General features: G+C 50.8%; 12 protein-coding genes. 9 read left to right on the forward strand and 3 right to left on the reverse strand.

Annotation, left to right across the window (positions count from 1 at the left end; all coding sequences use genetic code 11):
- Positions 1-82: 82 nt before the first annotated feature.
- From EHT87_RS05705 to EHT87_RS05725, 5 genes are all read left to right on the forward strand, one after another.
- Entirely contained in the window at positions 83-1276 is a 1194-nt protein-coding gene (locus EHT87_RS05705; RefSeq protein WP_124904712.1) for an NRAMP family divalent metal transporter, read from the forward strand.
- 92 nt (positions 1277-1368) lie between these two features.
- Positions 1369-2172, forward strand: a complete 804-nt coding sequence (locus EHT87_RS05710; protein ID WP_124904714.1) for a hypothetical protein — start codon at positions 1369-1371, stop codon at positions 2170-2172.
- A gap of 290 nt (positions 2173-2462) precedes the next feature.
- Positions 2463-6035: a DNA polymerase III subunit alpha gene (dnaE, locus tag EHT87_RS05715; RefSeq protein ID WP_124904716.1), complete on the forward strand. Its 3573-nt coding sequence runs from the start codon at positions 2463-2465 to the stop codon at positions 6033-6035.
- 74 nt (positions 6036-6109) lie between these two features.
- The gene (trxA, locus tag EHT87_RS05720) at positions 6110-6430 is read left to right on the forward strand and encodes a thioredoxin (RefSeq protein WP_114406522.1); all 321 of its coding nucleotides are present in this window, start codon (positions 6110-6112) and stop codon (positions 6428-6430) included.
- Positions 6431-6582: 152 nt separating this feature from the next.
- Entirely contained in the window at positions 6583-8772 is a 2190-nt protein-coding gene (locus tag EHT87_RS05725; RefSeq protein WP_124904718.1) for a penicillin acylase family protein, read from the forward strand.
- Positions 8773-8784: 12 nt separating this feature from the next.
- On the opposite strand, the gene EHT87_RS05730 is transcribed toward EHT87_RS05725, so the two are convergent.
- Both EHT87_RS05730 and EHT87_RS05735 read right to left on the reverse strand, forming a co-directional pair.
- Complete coding sequence (locus EHT87_RS05730; RefSeq protein ID WP_124904720.1) at positions 8785-11247, reverse strand: helix-turn-helix domain-containing protein; 2463 nt, start codon at positions 11245-11247, stop codon at positions 8785-8787.
- A 131-nt stretch (positions 11248-11378) separates the two neighbouring features.
- On the reverse strand, positions 11379-11879 hold the full coding sequence (locus tag EHT87_RS05735; protein WP_124904722.1) for a hypothetical protein: 501 nt from the start codon (positions 11877-11879) through the stop codon (positions 11379-11381).
- Positions 11880-12087: 208 nt separating this feature from the next.
- Between EHT87_RS05735 and EHT87_RS31800 the strand changes: the two genes are divergently transcribed.
- Genes EHT87_RS31800 through EHT87_RS05750 form a run of 3 tightly spaced genes read left to right on the forward strand, consistent with a single transcriptional unit; the run spans position 12088 to position 17215 of the window.
- Positions 12088-12762: a FadR/GntR family transcriptional regulator gene (locus EHT87_RS31800; protein WP_124904724.1), complete on the forward strand. Its 675-nt coding sequence runs from the start codon at positions 12088-12090 to the stop codon at positions 12760-12762.
- A gap of 45 nt (positions 12763-12807) precedes the next feature.
- The gene (locus EHT87_RS05745) at positions 12808-16101 is read left to right on the forward strand and encodes an efflux RND transporter permease subunit (RefSeq protein ID WP_124904726.1); all 3294 of its coding nucleotides are present in this window, start codon (positions 12808-12810) and stop codon (positions 16099-16101) included.
- Positions 16094-17215 carry an efflux RND transporter periplasmic adaptor subunit gene (locus tag EHT87_RS05750; protein ID WP_229320863.1) on the forward strand — a complete coding sequence of 374 codons (1122 nt, stop codon included), beginning with the start codon at positions 16094-16096 and terminating at the stop codon, positions 17213-17215. The genes EHT87_RS05745 and EHT87_RS05750 overlap by 8 nt, the downstream gene beginning before the upstream one ends.
- A gap of 17 nt (positions 17216-17232) precedes the next feature.
- On the opposite strand, the gene EHT87_RS05755 is transcribed toward EHT87_RS05750, so the two are convergent.
- Complete coding sequence (locus EHT87_RS05755; protein WP_229320865.1) at positions 17233-18441, reverse strand: aspartate aminotransferase family protein; 1209 nt, start codon at positions 18439-18441, stop codon at positions 17233-17235.
- A gap of 98 nt (positions 18442-18539) precedes the next feature.
- On the opposite strand from EHT87_RS05755, the gene EHT87_RS05760 reads away from it, so the two are divergent.
- Positions 18540-19439: a hypothetical protein gene (locus EHT87_RS05760; RefSeq protein WP_124904730.1), complete on the forward strand. Its 900-nt coding sequence runs from the start codon at positions 18540-18542 to the stop codon at positions 19437-19439.
- The last annotated feature ends 64 nt before the right edge of the window (positions 19440-19503 follow it).

Raw genomic sequence — 19503 nt, forward strand, 5'->3', positions numbered from 1 at the left:
AAATGGAAGTTATTCGGTGGGTGGAAATTGAAATAACGCATTAGTTGGTATATTCATACCGCAACATTTTATCCCTCTTCTTGTGCCAAAATCGCTATCCTTTCGCTCTGGTCTGGGGAGCATTCTGTTCTGGTCGGTCATTTCAGCGGCTTTCATTGGTCCGGGCACCGTCACGACCTGTTTACTGGCGGGTTCGCGGTTTGGCCTTCAGTTGCTTTGGGCGCTTTCCTTTTCAACCATCGGAACCATTATTCTCCAGGAAGCCGCTGCCCGCATCACAATTGCCTCCGGTTTGAGCCTGGGGCAGGTCGTCGCGCAGTCGTATGGAACACGAAGTCGGTTGATCGCCGGTTTATTATTAAGTTCTGTGATAGGGGGTTGTGCCGCTTACCAGGCCGGAAATATTCTGGGTGCCGTTTCCGGCCTTTCGTTGATAACCGCCATTTCACCCACTTTTCTGACCGCAGCCATTGGGGCCGTATGTGTGTTTCTGCTTTGGCGCGGTTCAACCGGATTGATTGCCCAAATTTTAGGCACAATTGTATTCGTTATGGGAATTGCCTTTGCGTATGTTGCCACCCGGTCTGATCAATCGGCGGGAGCGTTTGTTGGTGCGCTGGTGCGGCCGGTTTTGCCCACCGATTCCTTTGTGCTGGTGATTGGGCTGATTGGAACGACCATTGTGCCTTATAATTTGTTTCTGGCGTCGGGCATTGGACGAGAACAGTCGCTGGCCGAGATGCGCTGGGGAATTGGCGTGGCCATCCTGATCGGTGGGTTGATTTCGATGGCAATTTTAGTGAGTGGAACGCTGGTAACGGGCGAGTTTTCATTCCGCAATGTGGCCGATACCCTGGCAAACCGCCTTGGCATCTGGAGCCAGGTTCTGTTTGCCTTTGGGTTATTTGCCGCCGGTTTTACGTCCGCGCTGACTGCCCCATTAGCGGCTGCCGTAACGGCCCAGAGCCTGATGGGCTGGGGGAGTACCTCCTGGCAATATCGGCTGGTTTGGCTGGGCGTAATGGGAATTGGGTTGATTTTCGGACTTTTGAATGCGCGACCTGTACCCGTCATCATTGTTGTTCAAGCCATTAACGGTATTTTGCTGCCCGTCGTAACGATATTTCTGTTTCAGGCGGTCAACAGCAAAAAGCTGATTCCTGACGAGTATCGGAACTCCTGGCTTCAAAATGTGGCTATGCTTCTGGTGGTTGGCGTTTCCCTGCTTTTTGGCGGGTGGAACGTCTGGCTGGCAGTCCGGAATTTGCTGAATTAGACGGATTAAACCCGCTCCGGATCGTTCATCACAAATCCGGTTGATTTTGGTTTTGGAGAAGTGTATCTTCGATTAATCAAACAAATGATGGTATGAAAACGAGAAAAAATATACTGACTTTGTGGGTTTGTATCGGGTCGATTTTGGCCTTAAGTGGCTGTGCCCCAAAAGTGTACCAGCTAAAACCGGTTTCCGGCGATGTGGCTTTGATTGATGGCCGACCGACCACGAAAGCGGAGAAAGACGGTATTGTGGTCGTCGCTTCCTACGAACGGCTTGATTTGCAATATGTTGCGCTGGATGTTGAAATCAAAAACAGGACCGACCGTCCATTCGACGTCAACCCGGCGGATTTTGAATACACGGCTTTGGATGAGGAGCAGCATACGGTATTTCGGACGACGAGTTCACCCCAGAAACCCCTCATGTTCTCGGCTGCCGATCCTGTTCACGAAGCCGACCGAACGGTTTATAACCAGGAACGGGAAGTAAAACGGCTGAAAACGGCGAAAATCATCAATACGGTTTTGTTGGTGGCTGCCGTTGCCAGCGACGTCGCGAGCTCGTCATCCCGCAACAACCAGCGCCCCGAGCGTTGGGCTCAAAACCGGATTACGCACAACAACCTCTATTCGGCTATTCAGGCGAAGCGCATCATCGACCACGGCATGTTTGCCGACCGGATGCAACGCTACGATTACGAAGCGTATCGCTGGAAGGAACTGGCCTTAAAACCCACGACGATTCAACCCGGCGAATCCGTTCGGGGACTGGTGTATTTGCCCATGAGCCGCGATGCCAGACACATGCTGGTGAATTATCCGGTGTCTGATTATGAGTCGATTATGATTACATTTCAGCAGGAATGGGTAAAAGCTGAGAAGCAGAGGAAGTAAATCCAATTGTCTGAACTGCCAGAAAATTTACTTGTTTTTACGGAACTACCATCCTGACTACCAAAGGATTGAGGCAAATCGACGTTGTGATCTCAGCCTTGAAAGCGCAGGTAGGCGAGAGGATATTTGGTAAATACCTGGAAAACGAGTTGGCGAAATCAAATGAGTTTAAAACGTATTTTTTTAACCGCTGACAATCAGATTTCGGCAAATATTCTGTTGGCAAACCGGATTAAGCTCGATCGAAAGCGTTATTTTAGCCAGATAATTTCTTTTGAAAACCGGTACCGATGCAATTCTCACACCTCCATTGCCACACCCAGTACTCGCTGCTCGACGGGCAGGCTGAGATCAAAAAGCTGATTAAGAAGGCCAAATCCGACAACATGCCCGCCGTTGCCATCACCGACCACGGCAACATGTTCGGCGTGTTCGAGTTCGTAGCCGAAGCCGCCAAACAGGGCGTCAAGCCGATTGTGGGTTGTGAATTTTACGTCGTTGAAGACCATACCAAAAAACAGTTTACCAAAGAACAGAAAGATATTCGCTACCACCAGTTGCTGCTGGCGAAGAACCCGCAAGGCTACAAAAATCTGATCAAACTCTGCTCGCTGGGCTACATGGAAGGCTTGTACGGGAAGTACCCGCGCATCACCAAAGCCCTGATCGACCAGTATAAAGAAGGGCTGATTGCGTCGACCTGCTGCATCGGCGCGTCGGTTCCGAAAACCATTCTGAAGAAGGGCGAAGAAGCGGGCGAGAAAGAATTTCAGTGGTGGCTCGACCGGTTTGGCGAAGATTATTACGTGGAACTGCAACGCCACGAGATTCCCGATCAGATCAAAGTCAACGAGGTGCTGGTGAAGTTCGCCCGCAAATACAACGTCAAAATCATTGCTTCCAACGACTCGCATTACGTCGACCGCGAAGACTGGGTGGCGCACGATATCCTGCTGTGTGTCAACACGAACGAAAAGTTGAGTACGCCTTCCGAAAAAGAATTTAACGATGAGGAAGGAGCCAAGAAAGGCACGCGGTTTGCGTTTTTCAGCGACCAGTTTTATTTCAAGAATACGCAGGAAATGTCGACGCTTTTCCGGGATTTGCCGGAAGCGATCGACAACACCAACGAGATTGTCGACAAGGTTGAAACGCTGAAACTGAAGCGGGATATTCTGCTGCCGAACTTCGTGATTCCCGACGGTTTTGCAACGCAGGACGATTACCTCGAATACCTGACCTTTAACGGGGCCAACCAGCGCTACCGGGTTCTGACGCCCGAAGTCGATGAGCGTCTGCGGTTTGAGCTGGGCGTGATCCGGCAAATGGGATTCGCGGGCTACTTTCTGATCGTGTCGGATTTTATCCAGGCCGGGCGCGATCTGGGTGTGATGGTGGGCCCGGGGCGGGGTTCGGCGGCTGGTTCGGCGGTGGCCTATTGCATCGGGATAACGAACATCGACCCCATCAAGTACAACCTGCTTTTCGAGCGGTTTTTGAATCCCGACCGGAAGTCCATGCCCGATATTGATACCGACTTTGACGACGAAGGTCGCCAGAAGGTGATCGATTACGTGGTGAAAAAATACGGCAAGCAGCAGGTGGCCCAGATTGTTACGTACGGTACGATGGCGGCTAAATCGGCCATCAAGGACGTTGCCCGCGTGATGGAATTGCCGCTGTCCGAATCAAACGCCCTGGCCAAGCTCGTGCCTGACAAGCCGACGTACAACATGACCCTCAAAAAGATTTTTGAGGACTCGATCGATACGCTGGGCATGATGATTCAGCCGGAGGAGGTCGAGAATGTGAAGAAAATGCGGGCCATCGAAGCGGGCAACGATTTGTCGGCCAAAGTCTTGAAGCAGGCGCGGAAACTAGAAGGGAACATCCGGAATACGGGTATTCACGCGGCCGGGATTATCATTGCGCCGGAGGATTTGTCGAACATCGTTCCGGTATCGACTTCCAAGGAAACCGACCTGATTATCACGCAGTACGAAGGAAAAGTGATCGAGGATGCGGGCGTTATCAAGATGGACTTTCTGGGGTTACGAAACCTCACGATCATCAAGGAAAGCCTGCGGCTCATCAAACAAAACCACGGCGGATTATTCGTAAACGGGGTTGAAACCGACATCGATGACATTCCGCTCGACGACGAGGAAACCTACAAGACCTTCCAGCGCGGTGAAACGAACGCCATTTTCCAGTTCGAATCCGACGGTATGAAAAAATACATGAAAGATCTTCGGCCGGACCGGTTTGAGGATCTGATTGCGATGAACGCCCTGTATCGACCTGGCCCGATTGCCTACATACCGAACTTTATCAACCGGAAACACGGGCGGGAAGAAGTGAAATACGACTTGCCCGAAATGGAGGAATTTCTGGCGGATACCTACGGAATTACGGTCTATCAGGAACAATTGATGCTGCTTTCGCAGAAACTGGGCAATTTTACCAAAGGGGATGCCGACGTGTTGCGGAAAGCGATGGGGAAAAAAGACCGCGCGACGCTCGACAAAATGAAGGGCAAATTCATGGACGGCTGCACGGCCAATAAATTGCCAATCAAGATCTGCGAAAAAGTCTGGACCGACTGGGAAGCGTTTGCTTCGTACGCCTTTAACAAGTCACACTCAACCTGTTATGCGTTTGTGGCCTACCAGACGGCCTATCTAAAAACGCATTACAAATCGGAATACATGGCGGCCGTTTTGACCAGTTCGCTGGGCAACATCGATAAAATCACCTTCTTTATGGAAGAGTGCAAAGCCATCGGTATTCCGGTTCTGGGTCCGGACATCAATGAATCGGAGCGGTTTTTCGGGGTCAACCAGAAAGGGGAAATCCGGTTTGGACTGGGAGCCATTAAAGGGACCGGCGATGCGGCCGTGGAATCCATCATTGAGGAACGTAAAAACGGCGGGCCGTTCAAGGATGTGTACGATTTTGTGATTCGGATCAACCTGCGAACCGTCAATAAAAAGACCCTGGAAAGTCTGGCCTACGCCGGGGCTTTTGATAATCAGGAGGAATTTCACCGGGCGCAGTATTTCACCCCGGCCGAAGGCGAAACGACGACGTATATTGAAAAATTGACCCGGTATGCCAACAACTACCACGCTGAAAAGTCGGCGGCCCAGCAGTCGTTGTTTGGCGGTATTGGTGGTGAACCCAATATTGCCCGGCCCAAACCGCCCGTTGTGGAGCCCTGGAGCGAGATCGAACGACTGAAATTTGAAAAAGATGTCGTTGGATTTTACATTTCCGGCCACCCGCTCGATGAATTTCGGATCGAACTGGAGAGTTTCTGTACGTGTACCCTCGATAAATTATTTGACGAAGCCAATCAGGGCCGGGAAATTACCGTGGGCGGTATTGTGACGAGCAAACAACTGCGGCAATCCAAAAACGGAAATCCGTTCGTGATTTTTAAACTGGAAGATTACAACGGAACGGTGGAAATGAGCTTGTTCGGCGAGGATTTTGTGCGGATGGGCAATTACATCGAAGAAGGCTTGTTTTTGCACATCAAAGGAAAGCTGCAAAACCGCTGGAACTCAGACACCTTCGAATTTCGGCCGAATTTTATCCAGCTCTTGACCGAGGTGCGGCAGAAATACAGCAAGGAATTGTGTGTTCAGCTGGATTTGAAGCTGATAAACAACGAGTTTGTGGCCAAAATTGCGGATTTGGTAAAAACCTATCCGGGTTCCTGCAATCTGGTGCTGCGGGTAACGGACGATGAAGACCGGGTCGATGTCAGCATGCTGTCGAGGCCCTTTAAAATTGCGCCGGTGAATGAATTGTTAAAAGAACTGGACGCGATCGATGGAGTCGGCTACCGGCTGAATTAATGTTGAACTTTTTTCCAATTCAAAACATTGTACGTACATAAGAGTTAAAATAGACAAATAATCGAGATACAATCATGGCAAAAGCGATTGAAATAACCGACGCCAACTTCGCAGAAGTAATCAATTCTGATATACCGGTACTAGTGGATTTTTGGGCTGAATGGTGTGGCCCCTGTAAAATGATCGGACCCGTTGTGGAACAACTGGCGGGCGAATACGAAGGCAAAGCCATCGTCGCTAAAATGGATGTGGATATGAACGCCCAGATCCCCGCTCAATTCGGTATTCGCAGCATCCCGACCTTGATGGTCTTCAAAAACGGTAAAATGGTTGATAAGGTGATCGGTGCCGTTGCCAAATCCGTTCTGGAACAGAAATTAGTAGCCCAGTTGTAAGCGGGTTACCTACCCATAGATTTTAAAAGCCGGGCAGAAATGTCGGGCTTTTTTGTTGTCTTTTTGGAATGTAAAGTCACAAACTGATTCTGAAAACTTGCCCGGTTTCGTCTTTTGGTCTATCTTACGATGGAACGAATACGACCCCAACCATGCGATCATTTTTCCTGCTGATTTTTCTTTTCGGTTCAATTTCGGCCCAATCCCAGGCTTTCCTTCCCAAAGAAATCGCGCGGTGGCAGAAGCGGGCGAAAAAAATCACCATCACCCGCGATACCTGGGACATCCCTCATATTTACGGAAAAACCGACGCTGACGTTGTTTTCGGGCTTTTGTATACCCAGTGTGAAGACGATTTTGCGCGGGTGGAAGAAAATTACCTCGACGCCATCGGGCGGATGGCCGAAGTCGACGGCGAAAAGGCGTTGTACCACGATCTCCGCGCCCGGCTTTTTATGGACACCACGCACGCTATTGCTTTGTATAAAAAATCGCCAGCCTGGATGAAAAAACTACTGGATGCTTTTGCGGATGGTACTAATTATTATCTCTATACGCACCCCAATGTCAAACCCCGTTTGCTAACCCGGTTTCAACCCTGGATGCCCCTCATGTTCAGCGAAGGCAGTATTGGCGGAAACATCAGCGTGGTTTCAACCGAGCGAATCAAGGCATTTTATACCAATACGAAATGGTCGGCTGAGGTGCCGGCTTTTGATAAAAACGAACGCGAACCCGTCGGCTCGAACGGTTTTGCGATTGCTCCCTCAAAAACCGCATCGAAGAAGGCCATGCTGCTGATCAATCCGCATACTTCGTTTTATTTCCGGTCGGAAGTCCATTTGGTGAGTAAGAAAGGATTGAATGCGTACGGGGCCGTAACCTGGGGTCAATTCTTTGTCTATCAGGGCTTTAATCAAAATTGTGGCTGGATGCATACCTCCGGCGATGCGGATTCGATGGACGAATACCTCGAAACCGTCGAGAAAAAAGACGGGGTCTACCAGTACAAATACGGGAATGAATGGCGTCCGGTTAAAACCGAGAAAATAGCGCTGCCCTATAAGTCCGGCAACGGGATACAGTACAGGGAATTTACGATTTACCGCACTCACCACGGGCCGGTGGCGGGCCAGCTGGGCGATAAATGGATCACCATCCGGATGATGGATGATCCGCTGAACGCCCTGGCGCAGTCGTATCTGCGGACCAAAGCGAAGGACTACGCGAGTTACCGGAACGTGATGAAATTGAACGGCAATGCAACCAATAATACCGTATACGCCGATCGAAACGGCACGATTGCCTACTGGCACGGAAACTTCATCCCAAAACGCAATCCAAAATTTGACTGGAGCCAGCCCGTTGATGGCAGCAATCCGGAAACGGATTGGAAGGGATTCCACGAAATCGATGAGATCGTTCAGGTTAAAAATCCGGCCAGCGGCTGGATTCAGAATTGCAATTCAACGCCGTTTTCGGTTTCCGGACCCAGCAGCCCGGCCATTAGTCAGTATCCGACGTACATGGCACCGGATGCCGAAAATTACCGGGGCGTCAATGCAGTCCGGGTTTTGAGCCAAAAGAAAGTATTTACGCTGGATACCCTAATTGCAGCCGCTAACGATCCGCACCTGGCCGGGTTTGACGACCTGATTCCCGCATTGGTGCAGGCGTATAAAACCGTCGCAGCAAAATCGGACGACCAGCCGAAACCGCTGGCCGAAGCCATCGAGCTATTGAGCAACTGGGATAACACCTATGGCACGAACTCGGTGCCTACCACGCTGGCGGTTTATTGGGGTGAGCGGATTCAACGGCTGGCCCGTTCTCAACTTAAAGGAGACCAACGGTTTGATTTTCTGACGTTTACCGATTATGTGATCAAAAACACCACACCCCAGGATAAAGTGAAAATGCTCTCCGACGCAATGGATGAGCTCACGCGGGATTTTGGTACCTGGAAAACACCCTGGGGAGAAATCAATCGTTTTCAGCGGCTGACCGGCAAAATTACCGAAACCTTCGACGATCAAAAACCGAGTCTGCCGGTCGGTTTCACCTCCGCGACCTGGGGTTCGCTGGCGTCTTTTGGGGCACGAACCTATCCGGGTACGAAAAAACGGTATGGCAGTGTGGGCAATAGTTTTGTGGCCGTCGTGGAGTTTGGTGATCGCGTGAAAGCCCGAACCGTCGTCAACGGGGGGCACAGCAGCAACCCGGCCTCTCCGCATTTCAACGATCAGGCGGCCCTGTACAGCGCCGGAAAATTCAAGGACATCTGGTTTTACCCCGAAGAAATTCAGCAGCATGTTGGCAAGACGTATCATCCGGGCGAGTGAGGACCGGCGGTATTACGGCTTTTCCTTTCCGGCCAAAATCCAGTTATACACCATCCTGATTTCGCCATACGTAACGGTATCGTCTAGTCCGGATTTGGCCTCCGTCAGGGTTTTGGGCAGGTGAGTTTCCAGGTAAGCCCGAATGGCTTCTGCTTTTTCAACGGGTATGAGGTCATGAATCGATAAATCGCCGGTGCTGACAAACTGCGCCAGATGCCCTTCAACCGTCGAAACGGCAATAGTTCGTTCCTGTGCGATGGCCTGGACGCTTTTGCCTTCCCGGAAAAGCGTCAGGCTCAGGGCGGGAGAAGGTGTTTTAGGCGGTTTTTCCTTGCTGGCCGGAACCGGCATCGGTGGGCTTGTTCTGGGCTCCTCGTCAGAAAACGCCCGAATAATGGCCAAAACTTCTTCCCCGATCATTTTTACTTTTGTTTTTCCGAATCCCTTGACGGTTAACAATTCTTCGGTTGTCGTGGGGCGGATGCGGCTTAATTCAAGGATCGTTTTTCGGGGCAAAACCATATAACCGGCGCTGTCGTTTTCGCCCGCCAGGTCGTCCCGCCATTTCGTCAGGGCCTTATACAGGCTCGTTCCGGCTTTACTGCCGCTGCTTTCCGTTGCGTCACCGGTTTTCCGGCGCTCCTTCGATTTTCGATTGGGCTGAAAAATCAGGTCCGACTCATTGCGGGATTTCAGGTAGGCCAGGGCATCAAAACCGGTTCGGCAACTGTCGAAGCAGTGCATTTTGATGAACAATTCTTTTTCAAGTTCGTCCAGCGATTCGCGCAGGGATTCCTGAACGAGTTTGTTGTCCGATTCCGTTGGGCAAACGTACAGCACAGGAAGCAGTTCGTGATGGATCAGATCTTTAAAATAGGTACCGGCTTTCCGGATCCGTTCCTGCAACGGCTGATTTTCCTCCGGTAAAAGACTTTCGGCAAAATAGGCCGGAAGCTGCCGGCGGAACCGGATGGCCAGACCCGCGGCTTTTTCGCTGAAGAGGGATTTTAATTGTGTAAGCAGCTGGTCAATGCCTTCGTCTAAACTCGACGCATTTTCTCTGGCCAGCCGGAGGGCTTTGTTCAGTAAATAATCCGATCGGTCGAACGAAAAAAGATCCAGCAGCAGATTCTCCTGAGTAGTCTGCTTCGAATTCCACAACTCCTGCTCATCGGGCGTTTGCAACTGGACCTGTTCGTGAAATTCCTCCAGGAGCATCTCCGTTTTGATACTGTGGGAGGGAATGGGGGTGCGTAATACTAATCCGTCGAGGGTTTTACACCGACTGAGCGCCACATACACCTGTCCGTGTGCAAACGCCGACGACGCATCGATAATGGCTTTTTCGAACGTCAGTCCCTGACTTTTATGGATGGTGATGGCCCACGCCAGCTTGAGGGGATACTGGATAAATTTGCCAATGGGTTCTTCCTTGATCTCATTCGTGGTGGCATCGAGCGAATACCGGATATTCGTCCATTCGAGTCGATCCACAACGAGCGTTTCCGTTTCTTTGGGGCATTTGACGTAAATAAAATCGTCATCGATGTCGGTAATACGCCCGATTTTTCCGTTGTAAAACAGTTTATCGCGCGAAATATCGTTTTTGACAAACATCACCTGCGCCCCCACTTTCAATTCCAGACGGGCTTCGGTCGGGTAGGCGTGGGCCGGAAATTCGCCTTCGATGGTCGCTTCAAACGTATGAACCGGATTCGTTAACGCCCCTAATTTCTGGTTGTTGATCTGCTGGGCGACGGTATTGTGGGTGGAAAGGGTAATGTATCCTTCGCTGTCATCCGGTTTAAAATCAGGAATATAGCGTTGATTTAAGTCATCCAGCTGCGCTCGCGTTACCCGTTTTTCCCGGATGCCGTTCAGGATATCGATAAACCGCTGGTCGGACTGCCGGTAAATATGCTGCAATTCGATGGCGATGTACGGCGTTTTTCGCAGGGCGCGGCTTCCGAAAAAATAACCGGTTTCGTAATGCGGTTTCAGAAAAGCCCAGTCTTCATCCCGAATAACCGGTGGCAACTGCTGCATGTCGCCAATGAGCAGCAATTGAACCCCGCCGAATGGTTCCGAACGGTGGCGGTAGCGTCGTAAAACTTCATCGATTCCGTCGAGCACATCGGCCCGAACCATGCTGATTTCGTCGACAATCAGCAGATCGAGCGTCCGGAAAAGCTTGATTTTCTCGCGGTTGATTTTCTTCGATTCCTGCCCCGCAGCCCCCGGCACCAGGGGGCCAAAGGGCAGTTGAAACAGCGAATGGATGGTGACACCCCCGGCGTTGATGGCGGCTACACCGGTGGGGGCAACAACGGCCAGTCGTTTGGACGACAATTGTTTAATCTCGTGTAAGAACGTCGTTTTCCCGGTTCCGGCTTTTCCCGTCAGAAACACGTTTCGATTCGTGTGCAGGATGAAATCGTACGCGAGCTGACGCTTTTCGTTGACAATGGCGGGCATATAGTAACAATAAATAAAATGCTGAACGTCAATAAGTTACATGGGGGTTGTCACCTTGGCGTTCGTCCTCAAATTTAAGGTCAATATAGCAAAAGGAACCGGATCAGACAACGGTTTTTCAGATCAGATGCCTACGAATTAATCGAAGTGGGCAGGTAGTCAAGGTTGGAAACCTCACCCCGCAGATCCATCAACAGCGTCCGTACATTCAAGGGATAGTTATTTTTTTCACACCATTCGTGAATGGCGTGGGCTAGTCGCCCGGCATTCTCTTTATGCAGCTGGTATTCCGTTAGCTGACCTTCCGGCGAGTCGTCAAACGTGCCTTCAGCGCCCAGGAATTTTTCGTAGGCTCCGCAATGCCGGTGTTCGAGAATATAAACATCCTTGATGCCGTGTAATTCGCAAGCCGTCCCGATGTGTTCAAACAGCACTTCATTCCACGATGCATGCAGATTGGCGCCCAGTGAGCTACCGGCCAGGATGAACTGATCGTAGCGGTTGGTCAGGTTGTCGCGCTGCATAAACCGCACAATATCGTCAAGAAGCCGTAAGTCCATGCAACTAAGCAGCAAAACATTTTTGCGGGGAGCCGGATAGGAATTGGTTGGGGTCGGTAGTTGATCGTTCATTAAAATACAATGTATTTTCAGCCCATATTGTTTTGCAATAGAGCTCAAAGTAGACAATTTGAGGGACGCTAACCCATAAGGCTCAAGGGTATAGCAGTATTCCGCTGGTATTTTTTGTTATTCGTATTCCGCTGTTTCCGAAAAATGCATATCGATTGAGTGGCTTGTTCGTTTAAAATCTAAGCGTTATTTTTACTCATCAGATGATATGATGACTTCAGAAACGATCCTCATAAAGCGGGAGAGCCTGGCCGATGCGGTGGTAAACAAGCTTCAACAGCTCATTGCATCCAGCCATTACAAAATTGGCGAGAAATTGCCATCCGAGCCCGAACTCATGCAACAGTTTGGCGTTGGGAGGTCAACGATCCGGGAAGCCATCCGCATCCTGGCAAACAAGGGTTTAATCCGGGTTCAGCAGGGGTTGGGCACTTTTGTGGAGCTTCAACAACTCAGTATTGAGCCTTTTCATCAGAGTTTGTCCCGCGCCGAGGGGGACGATGTGAACGAAGTTCGTCAACTTCTGGAACTGAAAATTGCCGAAAAAGCCGCGCTGAACCGGACCCAGGAAGACATCGACATTATGACCGGCTACCTGCAACAGCGCCACGAAGCCGCCCTGCAAAACCGTCCGGAAGAATGCATCGAAGCCGATATTCAATTTCATATCCGGCTGGCGATGGCATCCAAAAATGAAGTACTCGTCGATTTGTACAAAATCATTGCCGATAAAATGAAGAAGTCGTTTATGGAAGTTTTCATAACGACGGAGACCTTGCTGAGTAAGCAAACGATGCACACGTCACTCCTGCAAAGTGTCGCAGACCGTGATCCCAAAAAAGCCTGGTATTGGGCGGCTAAGATTACGGGGCAAATCCGGTAATCGGGTGAGAATGCCCGATACATTCCAACTTTTAATTAGTACGTTATGGAGTTAATCCGATCCGCCTTACGCAAGCCCATTACCGTTCTGGTGCTGGTGGCGGGGCTATTTTATTTTGGTGTCGGTGCCGTTCGCACGATCAAGATCGACATTTTTCCCAATCTGGATTTGCCGGTTATCTACATTTCTCACCCGTTTGGTGGGTACACGCCCAACCAGATGGAAGCGTTTTTTGGCAAGCAATACGTCAATCTTCTGCTGTATGTATCGGGCGTAAAAAGTATCGAAACCCGTAATATCCAGGGGCTTACGCTGATTAAGCTTTCTTTTTATGAAGGCACCAATATGGCGCAGGCCGCGGCCGAAGTGTCGGCTTATACCAACCGGGCGCAGGCCATCTTTCCACCCGGATCACAACCGCCGTTTATTCTCCGTTTCGATGCGTCGACTTTACCGGTCGGGCAACTGGTTTTGAGTAGCCCGATCCGGACGAATAATGAGTTGCAGGACATGGCCAATGTTTATATTCGGGCCGGTTTTAGCTCCATTCCCGGCCTGGTGGCGCCGGCTCCATTTGGCGGAAATTCCCGGACCATTGTCATCAAAGCCGACCCGGCTTTACTGCGTTCTCATAACCTGACGCCCGATCAGTTAGTGGCGGCTTTGCGGCTTAATAATCAGGCAACACCGGCCGGAAATGTACGGGTTGGCGACCTGAATTATTTCACGCCGGCCAACACCACCATCAAAAATGTTAAAGACTTTGAAAACATCCCGTTATACACTGGAACCGTCCAGAATCTCTACCTGAAAGATGTGGCCCGGGTGGAAGATGGCGCGGATATAACGTCGGGTTATGTGTTGGTAAACGGTCGCCGTTCGGTGTATTTACCGATCACCAAATCCGCGGATGCATCGACCTGGGAAGTGGTTCAGAATTTGAAAAAAGAACTGCCCCGTTTTCAGTCCTTATTACCGGAGGACGTCAAGTTGTCGTATGAATTCGATCAATCCGTTTATGTTATTAATTCGGTCGAAAGTCTCATTACGGAAGGAATTATTGGGGCTATTTTAACCGGTTTAATGGTATTGTTATTTCTAGGCGATCCAAGGGGCGCTTTGATCGTGATTATTACCATTCCGATCTGTATTATTTCGGGTGTTTTATTTCTTTCGTTATTCGGCCAAACCATCAACATTATGACGTTGAGCGGTTTGTCTTTGGCCATTGGTATTCTCGTGGATGAATCGACCGTAACCATCGAAAACATTCACCAGCATCTGGCCATGAACAAGCCCAAAGCCCTGGCGATCTGGGATGCCTGTAAGGAAATTGCGTTCTCCAAACTGCTGATTTTATTCTGTATTCTGGCGGTATTTGCGCCGGCTTTTACCATGAAAGGCATTCCCGGGGCCTTGTTCATGCCCTTGTCGCTGGCCATTGCGTTCTCGATGGTGACGTCCTACGTGATGGCCCAGACGCTGGTTCCGGTTTTGGCCAACTGGCTGATGAAGGAGCACAAGCACAAAGCCAATGGAAAAGCCGGAAAACACGATTTGCGGGATGCGAAAACCCTTGCCCTGAACGGGAATGGGACCAATGTTGGTAAATCACTGAATGGAAAAGCCAGTCTGGCAAACCAGGCCGACCTCGATAATGACGGAAAAATCGGACTTTTTGAACGGCTCCGGTTGGCGTTTATTCGTTTTATCGACTGGACCATTCCGTATAAAAAATCGATTACGGTCGGTTATGTGGTGGTTGCTTTGGGCCTGACAGCTCTCTTTTTGTCGATCATTGGCCGCGACGTTTTACCCCGGGTCGACTCCGGTCAGTTTCAGGTGCGGCTGCGGGCGCAGGATGGCACCCGACTGGAAAAAACCGAAACCACGATGCTGAAAGCCATCGATGTGTTGCATGAGCTGGTGGGCAAAGAAAACGTCGATATTACCTCAGCTATGGTGGGCATGCACGGGTCACAATTTTCAACCAGTCCGATTTATCTGTTCATGGCAGGGCCGCAGGAAGGCGTGTTGCAGGTGAGTTTAAAACACGATTATGACGTCGATCTGGATGCGCTCAAGGATCAATACCGGGAGAAGATGAAAGCGGCTTTGCCCGGCATAAAACTGTCGTTCGAGCCGATTGAATTGACGGATAAAATCCTGAGTCAGGGATCGCCCACGCCCATTGAAGTGAAAGTAATGGGCAAGAATAAACCGCAGAATGAAGAATACGCTAACAAGGTTATTGCCAGCTTGAAAAAGATACCGTATCTGCGGGACATTCAGATTGGCCAGGCCATTAATTACCCGGCCATAAACATTGAAATTGATCGGATCAAAGCGGCTCAATTGGGAACCGATGTTTCGGCTATTTCGCGTTCGTTGACGGCATCGACTTCGTCATCCCGGTTTACCGAAAAAAACGTCTGGATCGACCCGAAAAGTAGTCAGATGTACAGCGTGCAGGTGCAGATTCCGGAGAACCAGATGACCGATATCAACGACATCGGTGAAATACCGGTTACGCCGAATACAAACCGGCCCGTTTTGAGTGATGTGGCAACGATTAAAAAAGGTAAAACCTACGGTGAAAATGACAACATTGGGGCGATACCGGTTTTATCCGTCACGGCGAATTTGAATGATATGGATTTGGGAACGGCCACGGTCGACGTCAAAAAAGCCATTGCCAGCCTCGGCGAATTGCCACGCGGTTTAACGATTGAAACCCGGGGGCTGACGCAGGTGTTGACCGAGACGCTCGATAGTTTACAGACCGGTTTGTTGACGGCGATCATTGTGATTTTCCTGATGCTTTCGGCCAATTTTCAATCCTTTAAAGTGTCGCTGGTCGTGCTTTGTACCGTTCCGGCCGTGCTGGCGGGGTCGCTGGCGCTGTTGTTGCTCACCGGGTCGACGCTCAATTTGCAATCGTACATGGGCATGATCATGTCGGTTGGGGTTTCCATTTCCAATGCCGTGTTGCTGGTAACCAATGCGGAACAGTTGCGGATGAAAAATCACAATGCGTTGCTGGCGGCCAAAGAAGCCGCTTCGCTGCGGATGCGGCCCATTCTGATGACCAGCGTGGCGATGGTGGTCGGGATGCTGCCGATGGCGCTTGGGTTTGGCGAAGGCGGCTCTCAAGCGGCTCCGCTGGGGCGCGCGGTGATTGGCGGTCTGATTGCTTCGACTTTTGCGGCCCTGCACATTTTACCATTGGTATTTGCCTGGGTGCAGGGTAACTCATCGACCCAATCGGTATCCCTGGATCCTGAAGACAAAGAAAGTAAACATTATATTCCTGGTGCATATGAATCGGTTAATGAATAGAGTTGGCTATCCGGTATTGGCGGCTTTTTCCGGAATTCTGGTGCTAACTTCCCTGAATAGCTGCAACTCGACGGAAGGAAAAGCGGATAAGGTAGCGGTTGCGGAAGAACCGGAACCGATCGAGGTGTTTGCGCTTCACAAAGGCAAGTTGTCATCGAGCCTTCAGATTCCCGGCGAATTGCTGGCGTTTCGGGATGTGGATATGTACGCCAAGGTCAGCGGGTTTGTTAAATCCATCCACGCCGACGTGGGTTCGGAGGTAAAGGAAGGCCAGTTGCTGGCCCTGGCCGAAGCCCCCGAGCTGAACGCCCAACTGGCATCGGCCGAATCGAAGTTGAAGTCGCAGGAAGCACTCTATATCGCCAGCAAGTCGAATTACGACCGTTACGTGGATGCCGCCAAAACGCCGGGAACCGTTGCGCAGTCGATGATCGAACAGACACTGGCAAAAAAAGAATCCGATTATGCCCAACTGCAAGCCGCTAAGTCGGCCTATCGGGAAGTGGCCGATATGCGGAAATACCTGGAAATCAGGGCACCTTTCAGCGGTATCATCAGTTTGCGGAACGTCAGCACCGGTGCCTACATCGGGCCCTCGGGCAAAGGATCGGAGTTGCCGCTGTTTGTCTTAACGGAGCAAAAACGGTTGCGTCTGGTCATTGCCGTTCCCGAAGCGTATACGGGTTATGTCGACCTGAACGACGAAGTAAGTTTTACGGTCAAGGCATTTCCGGATAAAAAATTCACCGGAAAAGTGAAACGCCTGGCGGGCGCGCTCGACAAACGCCTGCGCTCGGAACGCACCGAAGTGGATGTGATCAATACCGACCGGAAATTGTTGCCGGGCATGGTGGCAGAAGTGACCATTCCGTTGCCGACCAAAAATACCACGTTCATTGTTCCCAAATCGGCCATCATCAATTCATCGACCGGCGTTTTTATTGTTAAAGTGCTGAATCAGAAAGCCGAATGGGTTCCGGTTCAGAAAGGACTGGAAGACGGCGACAGCGTCGAGGTTTTTGGCGATGTGAAAGAAGGCGATCAGATCATGACTTCGGCCACGGAAGAAGTCCGGAATGGCTCGCCGGTTCGCTCGGTCAAACAACGTTCGTAACGGGTCGAAAACCGGTTTCAGGCATCGACGGCGTCCAGAATCACCGCGCAGGCTTCCCGGATCTGATCGTCCGAGATGATCAGCGGGGGCGCGATGCGCATCGAATTATCGCAGAATAAAAACCAGTCGGTGATGACGCCCATGCCGGATGTTGCGTTGAAAATCGCGCGGTCGATTACCGGTTTTAAAACCTCGAACGAGTTAAACTCAGCCGCCAGCATCAGCCCTTTTCCCCGAATGCTTTTAATTTTCGGGTGGACGAGCAACTGCTTGAACAACTGGCCTTTCGCTTCGGCCTGTTCGTGTAATTTTTCGTCCTGAATGACCCGCAGCGTCGCCAGCGAGGCCGCCGAGCAAACCGGGTGGCCGCCAAACGTCGTAATGTGGCCCAGAATTGGGTTGTTCTTAAAAACGCCCATGATTTCCGCCGAGCTAATGAAGGCGCCGATGGGCATTCCGCCCCCCATTCCTTTGGCGCAAACCACCACATCGGGCACCACGCCAAAATCCTCAAACGCCCAGAAGGTTCCGGTACGGCCAAAACCGGTCTGGATTTCGTCGAAAACCAGCAAAGCCCCCACCGCTGTACACCGCTGACGCACAGCCTGAAGATAAGCCGCTTCCGGCACCCGAACGCCCGCTTCGCCCTGAACCACTTCCATAATAACAGCCGCCGTTTTGGTGGTAATGTGGTCGATGTGCTGCCAGTCGCCGTGTTGAATATGGCGAATACCGGGTAGGAGAGGCCGGAAATTGCGTTTAAAATTCTCACTTCCCGACAGCGAAAGCGCACCCTGTGTCGCACCGTGATAGGCATTGAAACACGAAATAATTTCCCCTCGCCGGGTAAAGCGTTTCGCCAGTTTCATGGCCCCTTCAATGGCTTCAGTGCCGGAGTTGGTGAAATACACATTGGTGAGCGGTTCGGGCAAGGTCTGTGCCAGTGCCTGCGCCAGTTCAACCTGCGGTGCCTGCACAAATTCGCCGTACACCATCAAATGCAGGTATTTGTCCAGTTGTTCCTGAATGGCAGCGATCACACGCGGATGCCGGTGGCCCACGTTGCTGACACCAATTCCGGAAATCAGGTCGAGGTAACGCGTACCCGATCCATACAGATAAAGACCCTCAGCCCGCTCGATTTCGAGTGCCAGCGGGAAGTCGGATGTTTGGGCAACGTGCTGAAAAAACAGCTGCCGATGGGTTAAAATAGGGTTGTTCGTCAATGAAATAGTTAGTAGCCGGTACAAAAATACATCTATATATCGCTTGGGCGAAATGAGTAAGTTTATTAACTTTAATTATTACGAAATCCAGCCTGCCTATGAAGCTAATCTACCTGTCTGTTTTTCTGGGAATAGTATTGATTTCGAGGGCTTTTGCGCAGGATGTTTATTACGAACCCGGGATGACGCACATTCCCGGAACGTACGATTTTATCCTCAAAAATGGCACTACCTTTCGCGGGCAATTCGTTCGTCGGGATAGTGCGTCGTATCTGATCCGGACCAAAAAAGAGGGCGATCGGCTGTTGTCGACCCATGAAATCCTCCGCGCCGATCTGGTTGGCGGCACCTTAAGCAGTGGTCCCGACTTTCCCAATGGCTTTCCGTTCCGGTTATTTTTCATGCCTACGGCGTATATGCCCGAAAAAAGGAGCCTTTATTTTCAAAGCAGTTACGTTTTGTTCAGCCGCCTGGATGTTGGTGTGACCAAAAACTGGAGCGTCGGGACGACTTTCCAGACCTTAAGTCCGCAAAATTTCCACACGTTCTCGACCAAATTTGGCACTAAACTTACCTCCCGCACCCACATTGCGTTGCACGTTCAGTACGTTGGCGTTCGCCTGAACGAACGGCTGTTGACGAAACTGGGGCTGGCTCAGGGCATTGTCACGGTGGGCGACGCGGAGCGTAACATTACCGTTGGCGCAGGGGTGACCTTTTCCGGGCAGGGAGTTGCCTCCTCGGGGGTCGTAACGATCGGTTATGTGCGGAAGCTCACCCCGGATCTGACGTTTATCAATCAGAATATTATTTTGGTGGGAGAGGCCGTCGAGCCGCAATATACCTATCTGTCCGGTTTGACTTCGGCGGGCCTGCGGTTTAACCGGCGACGACATGCCTTCGATACCGCTATTTTAATGCCCATTTACAGCTCCAATGGACTGATTCGGACCAGTCCGCTGCCGTATTTAAGCTATCAGGTACGGATTGGAAAGTGAATAAACAGGAAAGACAAGCGGGGACCGGATCTTTAAGGATTGAAGTCTCGCTTGTCTTTCCTCT

It is taken from the genome of Larkinella knui (assembly GCF_003858645.1).
Taxonomy (GTDB): Bacteria; Bacteroidota; Bacteroidia; order Cytophagales; family Spirosomataceae; genus Larkinella; species Larkinella knui.

What these genes read in the sequence shown, in the direction of transcription:
- EHT87_RS05730 (WP_124904720.1), bottom strand. Translation starts at nt 11,247, where the DNA reads ATGCCCGCCATTGTCAACGAAAAGCGTCAGCTCGCGTACGATTTCATC.
- EHT87_RS05750 (WP_229320863.1), top strand. Translation starts at nt 16,094, where the DNA reads ATGAATAGAGTTGGCTATCCGGTATTGGCGGCTTTTTCCGGAATTCTG.
- EHT87_RS05745 (WP_124904726.1), top strand. Translation starts at nt 12,808, where the DNA reads ATGGAGTTAATCCGATCCGCCTTACGCAAGCCCATTACCGTTCTGGTG.
- EHT87_RS05710 (WP_124904714.1), top strand. Translation starts at nt 1,369, where the DNA reads ATGAAAACGAGAAAAAATATACTGACTTTGTGGGTTTGTATCGGGTCG.
- EHT87_RS05725 (WP_124904718.1), top strand. Translation starts at nt 6,583, where the DNA reads ATGCGATCATTTTTCCTGCTGATTTTTCTTTTCGGTTCAATTTCGGCC.
- EHT87_RS05735 (WP_124904722.1), bottom strand. Translation starts at nt 11,879, where the DNA reads ATGAACGATCAACTACCGACCCCAACCAATTCCTATCCGGCTCCCCGC.
- EHT87_RS05760 (WP_124904730.1), top strand. Translation starts at nt 18,540, where the DNA reads ATGAAGCTAATCTACCTGTCTGTTTTTCTGGGAATAGTATTGATTTCG.
- dnaE (WP_124904716.1), top strand. Translation starts at nt 2,463, where the DNA reads ATGCAATTCTCACACCTCCATTGCCACACCCAGTACTCGCTGCTCGAC.
- trxA (WP_114406522.1), top strand. Translation starts at nt 6,110, where the DNA reads ATGGCAAAAGCGATTGAAATAACCGACGCCAACTTCGCAGAAGTAATC.
- EHT87_RS31800 (WP_124904724.1), top strand. Translation starts at nt 12,088, where the DNA reads ATGATGACTTCAGAAACGATCCTCATAAAGCGGGAGAGCCTGGCCGAT.